An 8,949-nucleotide genomic window follows, 5' to 3' on the forward strand; every position below is an offset into this window, starting at 1 on the left:
GGGGCAACGAGACGCATATAGGTTACGTATTATGGGACCACGCGATCGCACAACAGGCGAAAGTTCCGGGCAAGCACCCGATACCCGCGCGCCATTCGTGAACCAGACGCCCTGAAGCCCCATCACGCGTTCACCTGTGCCGCGACGCAGCGCGGCCGGAGCGGACAGTGCCAGCGCACACCGTGCGTGACGACCTTCGCCAGGCGTCCGTGCCGACGACCGCAATCTGCCGTCGCGGCGACGCGGTTCAGGCGGGTGCCACAGATGGGGCAGTCGCAATGCGAAAATGGGAACCTTCGACAAATTAGCCGAGCCGCGCCCCAGCGCCCCTCGAAACTGCGGTAAAGGCCCTAGGATCGGCTCGACAATCAGGCACTCCGGAAGCCTCCATGCCCAACAGAAAACCGCAACGGCAGTCCGCGGCTCGCGTCAAGACGCTGCTGCTTCCCATGGCCCGCAAGGAAGCCGCGACGCTCATACTGCGCACGAGACTCATTCTTGAGAGGCTGCGCAGCGGCGAAACCGATCGCTCGCAGATCAACCATCTGTTGCAGATCTGCCTGATTACGGCATTCGTCACACGGGCCGGATACGGGCAGCTTGCGATCGAACTTTTCGGCCGGGTCGAGCGCGAACTCGGCGAGCTCCTTGTCGAGTTCGATGACGCGCAACGATGCGCTTGCCGCGATACGCTGGTGGAAGCGATCACTCAGGTTGTAAACGAATATGATCGCATGCTCGGTGCGGTCCGTCTTGAGATCTTTGCCAGGGCCAGCGATCATCTTGAAAGGCTCATGGCGGCGGCCACTAACGACGAACCGTCTTCCACCAACGTTCGCAAGAGTCCGGTAAATCCTCGATAACATGCGGCACCGAGTGCGGCGCAAAAGCCCCGTCACCCGGACCGTTTGGGAGGAGCCCCTGCCATTTCCGTGGCGTGATGAATACCACCGCTGCGCGGTCGCCACAACCTGGCGCGTCTCATGAGCACGGTGCAGCTTTGTCTCAGCGGGGCCACGCATAGATGCTCGACGGGACTGTCTGCATCGTCGGTGGTTAATCTCCACTGCGCGGACGATATCGTGCTCCGGTGAATGCGCGGGCAGCCCCGCTGAATGAGGCCGGGTTGCTGCCCGCCCTGACATCGCTGCGTCACCACGCGCGCCACGCGAACCGCCCACACATCAACATCGCACCGGGTTCGAAAGGCAGGCAGCGCGCCTCGCGACCGTCCATGACCTGCCCGACTATCCGGCCGGATAATCGGCACGGCCGGCCATGGAGGTGTGCCTGCAGCGCCGGACACGGCGCGGGGAACGGCGAAGACGTTCCCCGCGGAGCGCGATGAAAAAGGCGCCGCCCGTTACTTCACCCAACGGCAGACGCGGTGATGGTGGTGATCCCAGTGGCAGACCTTGTGGGAATGCGCCTCGGCGAGTGCCGGTGCAAGAACGGCCAGTGCGACGGCCATCACGGTCAGTGTCTTTGCAACGTATTTCATCATTTCTCCCTGTCACGAAACAGCGGCCAACCATTTGGCCGCCAATGTGTTAACGCCAATACCTGCCAGCGAGTTTACAGAGCGCGCGTGACACGACGCAAACGGTGTAACGGCCGATGACCAGGCAATAGTGAACACGGGCTTCGGGATGCGAAGGCAACGGGTCGAAAAGATGCGCACCCGCACGATGCCGGAATTCAGCCCGAAACCAGAAATCGGTCGCGGTTTTGGGCGTCCTGGATCCAGTTGGGTGCGCGAGCCCTCCCCGATCAGGTCGCGCCGCTCTACGGGTCACGATACTTTGCGGACGAGACGCCTTTCGGAATGGGACTTTCTCCGCGGCGACGGCCAGAAATCTCCTGCCCCGTGATTCCGTACTCCACGCCCCTTGCCCGGAAATCCTCGGGAACAGTCTGAAACTCCGCCTGACGGGCGCCAGTCATCTGAATCTCAAGTTCGGCCATGTGTTGCTTCCGTTCCCTGTACGTTGCCACGTGCCGCCTCCTCAAGCGGGTACCACCGGGAAATGACAGTGACTTTGGGACGACGCCGATCGGTACGTGGACGTGCTGGCTGGCGATCCGGAAGGTGCCGGTTGCCTCGCCTGAATCGCCCGTCAACGATGCACGCGGGCGGTGGATTGCGTCACGGGATCGTGCACGCAACGGAAGAATCACCGCAGGGGTGAGTCCCTGCCGGCTGCACCGTGCACACATCCGTCGTAGCGGGCCGGCGCGGCCAGGGCGAGCGCTCGCCGGCTACGACGGATTTGGGTTTACTGGGCCGCCGTTTCAGGCGTGACAGCGACTTCAACCGCAGCCGGTGCTTTTTTCGCCGCAACCTTGCGCGGGGACGCCGCCTTTTTTGCGGGCGTCGCAGTCTTGCGGGCACGCATACCGTCTGCCGGCGATGCGGCGCGGCGCCCAGGTGCCTTCTTCGCGGGGGCGTTCCTCGCGACGGCCTTCTTCGCAGCAACGCGCTTCACCGTTGCCTTTTCCGCAGGCGCCGCTTTTGCACCGGCGGACTTCGTCTTCGTACCCGCACCCGCTTCGATGAGGAATTTCGAGCGGTCCTTCACATCGCTGATCCAGGCCGGCGCACGCCCGCGGCCGCTCCACGTCGCTCCCGTCTTCGGGTCGGCATATTTCGGTTCGACGTGATGCACGCTTGCCCGGGGAGCCTTCACGTCCCCTTTCGCAGCGAGTGCAGATGGTTTCCTGCCGCGCTTTTTCCCGACAAAACTCTCGATGTCCGCAACGCTCAGTCCGTGCTTGTGCATCAGGTCACGGATCTTGGTCAGTCCGGTCGACGACTGCTTTTCAGCGATCATTGCCGCCTGTTTCTGCAGTTTTGCTATCTTCACGTTGATCGCATCCAGAGTAACCATTGCCATCCCTCCTTATCGGGTTTTTGATTCATGCGATCCTGAAACTTCCCTGGTACATCGAAGTTCGTTCTGGCCTGTCACCATTGACGCCATCATCGCGCCGCTGATTATCGCGTCAATAATCCACACGTGCAAACTGAAAGCCCCGGGACTGGCTATCGAGCGGTCCAGCGATCAGTTCGCACACTCAGTTCACGCCTGCACGTGGGTGCTTTCTCCGGAAATGTTTTTTCTTTTTCGGGATTAATGCATCACCGGAAATGAATGCACGCTGTCCCTAAACGCCTGCAGACACGATATCTGGTCGATTCCTGTCCCGGGACCCGAAGTCGCACGTCACGCGATCCTCATCGGCAGCCGGAATGATTTCTTCAGCTTGATCAGGGTCCGCCGCGATATGCGAGCGGCCGAATGCCCCAATAAAATGGCCGCCAATCGCTGAAGCGTTGTGCCGAAGCGCTTCAAGCGGCCCCCGCGTGTTATCCTGGTGGCACGGTGCTTGTGGCAATGGATGCCGGTAGATGGCCGGAATAGAGACTGGAAGGGAAAGAAGCGTGGACGAGCGCAAACGGGACAGCATGGTGGCGTATCTGCGTCGGAGAATGGCGGAATTCGGCATCGAACCCGACGATCTCGCTGAATCCATCGGACGTGACCAGCGGCGACAGAACGAAATACGTTATCGCAACGCCGCAGGGGAAACCTGGGACGGCAGGGGTGAAATCCCGCAGTGGCTTCAACAGGCGATGAGCGCCGGCCAGTCGCTCGAGCATTTCGCCGTCAACGGGGTGCCCGGTCAGCAGCCGCGCAAGCCCGGCGGCGTCGACTGGCGCAGCGATCCATTTGCCGGCACCCGCCTCGCCGCAGACATGCAATCGCTGGCATCTCCGGGTTAGCCTGTGCTGTGCTGCTCCAGATATGCGGCGCAGAAGGCGTGCAGCCTTTGCACGATTTCGGTCCGGTAGTTCAGGAACCAGCTTGACTGCAGATTGAAAAGCCGCAGCAGGCCCGTCTCATCTTTTGGAAAAGGCCAGTCACGCACCTGCGGAGCCAGCTCCCGGGCGGCGGCGACCAGCCGGGCGCGGGTGAGCCAGTCGCATTGCGCGCCGTTCGAACCCAGCCAGATCCAGGATGACTCGATCAGATGGTCCGTCCTCAACCAGTCACCACTACGGGCCAACGTTACAAGCTGCCCCATCACCAGGAAAGCGAGCAGCTCCGCTTTCGTCTCGTCATCCATCAGCGTCATCGTTTCGCCCCACCCGTCATCACTGAACGATTGGCTATCGTCGTTGAACGCGGCAACGTGCCTCCAAGCACCGGTACCCCTATCCGTATGGCCGCCTGCGCAAAACGCGCGCGCCTGAAGACCACCGGCCGCGGACATGCCAGGCCGGTGCAGACGCCCCTCGGCGTGGCCCAACCCACGCTACACTCCCCACAGTACCTGTTCGCAGCCCGGTACCCATGCTGTGCGCCGCCAATCCGCTACCCAAACGAACCAGCCATGGAAGTTCGCGTCAGTTACGAGCACAGCCTCGCGTCCGCACCGGACGAATTCGTCGTTCTCGTTCCATCACAGGTCGTCGCTCACGTGCCTGCGAACATCCCGCGCGCACTGCTGGCTGAATATGTCACCAGACTGATCATGGAACGGTCGCCGTCCATTGGCCAGATCCGCAACCTCAGACTTCTCTAGACGGCCCCCGCTGGATCACGGCCCTTCACGAACGTTGCGCCCGGAGGACCGGCCTGAGGTTCCGCGAGCCCCATTGCCACGCGCGGTTGTAGTCGCCGTCAGGCGTTGTCTGAATATAGGATGAGCAACTGTTAGTTGCAACACTCTCCACTGCGGCACAGTCTCGACAGGTCAGAGAGGCGAAGCTGTCAGTGGCCAACGGCAATGCAACGCAAACCAGCCATCATCACATTGGGAGAAAGCCGTCCTCCGGCGATGCGCGCAGATTGCAGCGTCAAACGTAGCGGCGATTGAGGCGGCCCATCAAACGCTCCCGCCACTGATTGCCTGTCGGACGTTTGCGATGCGAACCTTTACACCGAGCCGCGGGAATTGCACGCTGCGCCCCTTGGGCGACACTTTGACCGCTTTCAGGTCACGCGCGGTCGGCTCGCGATCAAGCGCGGCGAATTGCGGAAACCTGGTGATCGGGATGTGATACCGGACTCCGAGCGCGAATTCGACGCGGAGCTTCCCCGCTTTCCTGATGTAGCGTGCACCTGAAATCTGCCAGATGTCTGGCGCCTTCAGCTGCATGGTTCGCTGGACGGTCAACTTGTAGCCCATCGCGCCGACGATGCGTGCGATGGCACCGAACCCGACATGCTTGTCGGTCAAAGTCCGCTCGAAGGCCTTGCGCGTCATCCCTGCGCTGTGCGCGATGTCCCTCCCCCCCAATGCCCGCGCAACATTGCCGAGCGCTTGCAGGCACAACGCTGGGTCGCCCGCTTCGAACGACTGTGCGAGGTAGCGCCGGAGGATGGCCTCTTCGTCGGTCAGGGAGTCTCCTGCGTCAAACGCTTTTGCTTTCGCCATGGTCTGAAAATGAAGAAGCCCGCAAATGCCAGATGGCTCGCGGGCTTTGTGCCGTGCAGATGGTGTCAATGGAACTCGCTGTCATCGCTCAACAGCCACGCCGGGATATCACGCTTGCCGTTGAGCACGCGCCAGACCTCGACGTGATCCTTGCGCTCAATGTAGAAGATCAGATGCGGGTAGCGATCGAGGGACCAGAAGCGCAGGCCCGGTATGTCCAGCTCATACGCGTAACGGGGAGAGCCGATGTTGGGGTGTTTTGCGAGATGCGCGTACGCCTGCTCGATCTCCGCAATGAACCCGAACGCTGCCTGTTCCGAGCCTTCGTCCACGAGGTAATGGGTCAGCTCGTCTTCTACGTCCTGCCTGGCCAGCCGGGTCGGGATGACGGGCTTGGCCGTCATTTGCGCGAAATACGCACACGGGCGCGCAGCGATTCGAAGTAGTCGGAATCAGCCGGATCCGCGAGACCCGAAGTCGCTCCCTGCAGGATCATCGTGCGCAGGCGCTTGCGATCCTGATCCTTACGGATAAGTTCGCAGACGTATTCACTGCTCGTGCCGTAGCCGCACTCGCCGACCTGCTCGTCGACGTATTCCTTCAGCGAATCGGGGAGGGAAATGTTCATCGTGCCCATGCGAACCAGTCTATCAGATTTTGGCAAAATTTGCCAAAATCGTCGTTCCGGAGATGATCAGTTACGACTGGGAAGGAGACGTTACGCCGCGAATGGGTCAATGCCGATGTGGACCTGAGTTTCGCAGCGGCGCGCTGGCGCAAGCTTGTGCGGCTTGTGCGGCGCTCCCACGGTGAAGGGGCGCCGACCAACCGGCACTGTCTTGAGCTGTGCGTGTTCTCGTACACGCCGGAGGAACTGCGCGTCGGCGATCTGTGCGTGTCCGGGTCCTATGCCTACGCCGACTATCGCGACCACCTGATCCCATGGCGACAGTGTGAGCAGCAGTTGCCCGAATACTGCGCGATAGTCGGCCTGCCGGAAACGGGCAGCAACAACCCGGAGCGTGTCGATTGTCGAACAGATCGAGGGCGTGCTTGACCAGATCGATCACCATGTCACCGGACTTTTATCGATCCGTGATGCGCTGCGGCCGCTCGAAACGCTTCGCCATGAAGATCTGGCGGGTCCGGATCGCGATTGAGCTTGCAGCGGATCTTCGCCGGTACGTATCCGTCAGGGGAGCGTGGAGTGACGCCTCGATCGAGCAACTATGCTGCAGGCAATGCGATGACGGGTAGCTCCTGCACGTCTGTGCCTGGCCTTGCGAGTGCCGATTCGATGCAGTGTTGCGCGAACGGATCGGCCGAGTCGATGTAGCGCATCGCGGAACGCACGTCTTTCCAGCCAACATACTGCATCAGCATTTTCAGATCCCAGCCGTTCGAGTTGGCCCACGTTGCGAAGCCCCGCCGTAGCGAATGGCTGCTGTAGCTGTCCGGCGCGGCCAGGTCTGCCGCCTGGAAAAGCGCACGCAACATCGGCACGAAGCTGCCCGCATGCAGTCCCTCGTCGCTGATGTTTCCCCAGCGGTCTATGCTCCGGAACACGGGTCCTTCCGTCAGACCGGACGCCGCAATCCACGCCTCGCAGGCCATCACCGGACACAGGCGTGAAAGCGCCGGGGCCTTGAAGGTCGTGCCCTGCTGCGCGCGGTCGCCTTTCGTGCGCGGCAGGTACAACGTCATGCCGCGGCCCGCCTCAACGGCTACGTGCTCGGTTCGCAGCCGACTGAGTTCGTCCGAGCGGAAACCGCGCCAGAAACCCAGCAGCACCAGCGCCCGGTTGCGAATGCACGCGAAACGCTCGCGCCCGTCGGCTTCCCTGGCGATCTGCTGATCGAGCCAGGTCGTGAGCTTTTCGAGCTGCGCGAGCTGCAGGGGCTTCGCCCGCTTCTCGCGTGCGGGATGCAGCGCGACGATACCTCTGAGAACCTTGCGCACATGTGGGGCCTTCGTCGGATCCGGAAAACCCTGCGTCTGATGCCATTGCGCGAGCGCTGCAAGGCGCGAGCGCAGGGTACTGACCGACAGGGTTTCTGCGTGATCGGCAAGGTACCGCGCAATCATGTCAGCGCTCGCGGGCAGAAAACCGCCCCATTCAACCTCGAAATGCCGAAGCGCCGACTGGTAACTGCGCCGGGTGTTTTCGCGCGTCGCGGCTTCGACGTAGCGAACGATGGCAGACATGGCTCGTGGGTAAAATCAGGTGATCTGTATCGGAGACGATGATATGCAACAACGAACGTGTGCGCCAGCCGGCGTGCCCGATGGGAGCCAGGGTTTCGGCCGGTGAAGCGATGAACGAAGGCAAGCTGCTACAGGCAGACTGGGAAAATTTCACCCGCGAGGAGCTGCTCGCGGAGCTCACCCGCCTGCAGGGCGAAATCGCGCGGCTCACCGCCTTGCTGCCGGCAACGCTGCAGGCGCAGGCAAAGCCCGTGCGGGTGGCCCGGAACGAACCATCGCCAGCAGTGCGAAACACGGGCGCCCCTGTACTTTCGCCCGAGCAGAAGGTAAAGCTCTTCCGGCGGCTGTTTCGCGGCCGCACGGATGTCTATCCACTACGCTGGGAAAGCCGCAATTCCGGAAAATCCGGCTACGCGCCGGCGTGCGCCAACGAATGGCGCGCCGGGATCTGCGAAAAGCCCCGCATCCGGTGCGCCGACTGCGGTCATCGTGTACTGCTGACGCTGGACGACCAGGTCGTCTATACGCACCTGGCCGGCGATCGCACGGTGGGCCTCTATCCACTGATGCCGGACGGCACCTGCTACCTGCTCGCTGTCGACTTCGACGAGGAAGGCTGGCGTGAAGATGCGCAGGCGTTCCGGCAATCCTGCCTCGAGATGGACGTGCCCGTATCGCTCGAAATCTCGCGATCAGGCAATGGCGCGCACGCCTGGATCTTCTTCTCGTCGGCCGTCGCTGCACGGGACGTGCGACGGATGGGCTCAGCCCTCATCAGCCACACCTGTGCCCGGACCCGTCAGCTCGAACTGACGTCCTACGACCGGCTCTTCCCGAACCAGGATGTGCTGCCCAAAGGCGGCTTCGGTAACCTCATTGCCCTGCCGCTGCAGAAGCAGCCACGCGAGCATGGCTGGAGCGTGTTTGTCGATGACAGCTTTCAGCCGTACGCTGACCAGTGGTCGTATCTCGCGTCCGTGCAAACCATGGACAGCCGCGACATCGAGGGGGTGATCTTTCGCACCACGGGCGGTGCGCACCCGCTCGACGTTGCGTTCATCGCCGAGGAGGACCAGGCCGAACCGTGGAAGCCACCGCCCGCGCAGCCGAAGCGGCTGGCCGGAACGATGCCGGCGTCGCTCACACTGACGCTCGCGAACCAGCTCTATCTTGAAAAGGCGCAGCTTCCGCAGGCACTGCTCAACCGGCTCATCCGGCTGGCCGCCTTCCAGAATCCGGAGTTCTACCGGGCCCAGGCGCGCGGCTTCAGCGTATGGGACAAGCCACGCATCATTGGGCGCG

At 62.2% G+C, this 8,949-nt stretch carries 12 protein-coding genes and 1 pseudogene; 6 read left to right on the plus strand and 7 right to left on the minus strand.

Annotated elements, in window-relative coordinates; genetic code table 11:
- The first annotated feature begins 389 nt into the window (after positions 1-389).
- Positions 390-863, plus strand: coding sequence for a hypothetical protein (locus L5014_RS35045; RefSeq protein ID WP_238468465.1), 474 nt, complete (start codon positions 390-392; stop codon positions 861-863).
- Between the two features lie 500 nt (positions 864-1,363).
- Here L5014_RS35045 and L5014_RS35050 read toward each other — a convergent pair whose 3' ends face one another.
- Both L5014_RS35050 and L5014_RS35060 read right to left on the minus strand, forming a co-directional pair.
- Positions 1,364-1,501, minus strand: a complete 138-nt coding sequence (locus L5014_RS35050; RefSeq protein WP_238468476.1) for an HHHH-motif protein — start codon at positions 1,499-1,501, stop codon at positions 1,364-1,366.
- Positions 1,502-2,276: 775 nt separating this feature from the next.
- Positions 2,277-2,888: an H-NS histone family protein gene (locus L5014_RS35060; RefSeq protein ID WP_238468466.1), complete on the minus strand. Its 612-nt coding sequence runs from the start codon at positions 2,886-2,888 to the stop codon at positions 2,277-2,279.
- 554 nt (positions 2,889-3,442) lie between these two features.
- Between L5014_RS35060 and L5014_RS35065 the strand changes: the two genes are divergently transcribed.
- Positions 3,443-3,784, plus strand: a complete 342-nt coding sequence (locus L5014_RS35065) for an H-NS histone family protein (protein WP_238468467.1) — start codon at positions 3,443-3,445, stop codon at positions 3,782-3,784.
- Here L5014_RS35065 and L5014_RS35070 read toward each other — a convergent pair.
- Positions 3,781-4,137: a hypothetical protein gene (locus tag L5014_RS35070; RefSeq protein WP_238468468.1), complete on the minus strand. Its 357-nt coding sequence runs from the start codon at positions 4,135-4,137 to the stop codon at positions 3,781-3,783. The two genes, L5014_RS35065 and L5014_RS35070, sit on opposite strands and share 4 nt — an antisense overlap.
- Positions 4,138-4,395: 258 nt before the next feature.
- Here L5014_RS35070 and L5014_RS35075 point away from each other — a divergent pair, with 258 nt between their 5' ends.
- Positions 4,396-4,587, plus strand: a complete 192-nt coding sequence (locus tag L5014_RS35075; protein ID WP_238468469.1) for a hypothetical protein — start codon at positions 4,396-4,398, stop codon at positions 4,585-4,587.
- A gap of 303 nt (positions 4,588-4,890) precedes the next feature.
- Here the strand turns inward: L5014_RS35075 and L5014_RS35080 are convergent, their stop codons facing one another.
- The 3 genes from L5014_RS35080 to L5014_RS35090 form a co-directional block, all read right to left on the minus strand.
- Positions 4,891-5,442, minus strand: coding sequence for an addiction module antidote protein (locus tag L5014_RS35080; RefSeq protein WP_238468470.1), 552 nt, complete (start codon positions 5,440-5,442; stop codon positions 4,891-4,893).
- Positions 5,443-5,507: 65 nt separating this feature from the next.
- Positions 5,508-5,846: a type II toxin-antitoxin system RelE/ParE family toxin gene (locus L5014_RS35085; RefSeq protein ID WP_238468471.1), complete on the minus strand. Its 339-nt coding sequence runs from the start codon at positions 5,844-5,846 to the stop codon at positions 5,508-5,510.
- On the minus strand, positions 5,843-6,079 hold the full coding sequence (locus tag L5014_RS35090; RefSeq protein WP_238468472.1) for a ribbon-helix-helix domain-containing protein: 237 nt from the start codon (positions 6,077-6,079) through the stop codon (positions 5,843-5,845). The genes L5014_RS35085 and L5014_RS35090 overlap by 4 nt, the downstream gene beginning before the upstream one ends.
- A gap of 81 nt (positions 6,080-6,160) precedes the next feature.
- On the opposite strand from L5014_RS35090, the pseudogene L5014_RS39115 reads away from it, so the two are divergent.
- Both L5014_RS39115 and L5014_RS35095 read left to right on the plus strand, forming a co-directional pair.
- Positions 6,161-6,454 (plus strand): annotated as a pseudogene (locus tag L5014_RS39115) (hypothetical protein); the annotation flags it as partial.
- A 10-nt stretch (positions 6,455-6,464) separates the two neighbouring features.
- Complete coding sequence (locus L5014_RS35095) at positions 6,465-6,602, plus strand: hypothetical protein (RefSeq protein ID WP_238468473.1); 138 nt, start codon at positions 6,465-6,467, stop codon at positions 6,600-6,602.
- 67 nt (positions 6,603-6,669) lie between these two features.
- Here L5014_RS35095 and L5014_RS35100 read toward each other — a convergent pair whose 3' ends face one another.
- On the minus strand, positions 6,670-7,647 hold the full coding sequence (locus L5014_RS35100) for a site-specific integrase (RefSeq protein WP_238468474.1): 978 nt from the start codon (positions 7,645-7,647) through the stop codon (positions 6,670-6,672).
- Between the two features lie 110 nt (positions 7,648-7,757).
- Here L5014_RS35100 and L5014_RS35105 point away from each other — a divergent pair.
- A partial coding sequence (locus L5014_RS35105) for a TOTE conflict system archaeo-eukaryotic primase domain-containing protein (RefSeq protein ID WP_338019379.1) occupies positions 7,758-8,949 on the plus strand: 1,192 nt, incomplete at its 3' end.

Source organism: Paraburkholderia tagetis (assembly GCF_022213065.1).
GTDB lineage: Bacteria > Pseudomonadota > Gammaproteobacteria > Burkholderiales > Burkholderiaceae > Paraburkholderia > Paraburkholderia tagetis.

What these genes read in the sequence shown, in the direction of transcription:
- L5014_RS35045 (WP_238468465.1), top strand. Translation starts at nt 390, where the DNA reads ATGCCCAACAGAAAACCGCAACGGCAGTCCGCGGCTCGCGTCAAGACG.
- L5014_RS35090 (WP_238468472.1), bottom strand. Translation starts at nt 6,079, where the DNA reads ATGGGCACGATGAACATTTCCCTCCCCGATTCGCTGAAGGAATACGTC.
- L5014_RS35075 (WP_238468469.1), top strand. Translation starts at nt 4,396, where the DNA reads ATGGAAGTTCGCGTCAGTTACGAGCACAGCCTCGCGTCCGCACCGGAC.
- L5014_RS35060 (WP_238468466.1), bottom strand. Translation starts at nt 2,888, where the DNA reads ATGGTTACTCTGGATGCGATCAACGTGAAGATAGCAAAACTGCAGAAA.
- L5014_RS35100 (WP_238468474.1), bottom strand. Translation starts at nt 7,647, where the DNA reads ATGTCTGCCATCGTTCGCTACGTCGAAGCCGCGACGCGCGAAAACACC.
- L5014_RS35070 (WP_238468468.1), bottom strand. Translation starts at nt 4,137, where the DNA reads ATGACGCTGATGGATGACGAGACGAAAGCGGAGCTGCTCGCTTTCCTG.
- L5014_RS35085 (WP_238468471.1), bottom strand. Translation starts at nt 5,846, where the DNA reads ATGACGGCCAAGCCCGTCATCCCGACCCGGCTGGCCAGGCAGGACGTA.
- L5014_RS35050 (WP_238468476.1), bottom strand. Translation starts at nt 1,501, where the DNA reads ATGAAATACGTTGCAAAGACACTGACCGTGATGGCCGTCGCACTGGCC.
- L5014_RS35080 (WP_238468470.1), bottom strand. Translation starts at nt 5,442, where the DNA reads ATGGCGAAAGCAAAAGCGTTTGACGCAGGAGACTCCCTGACCGACGAA.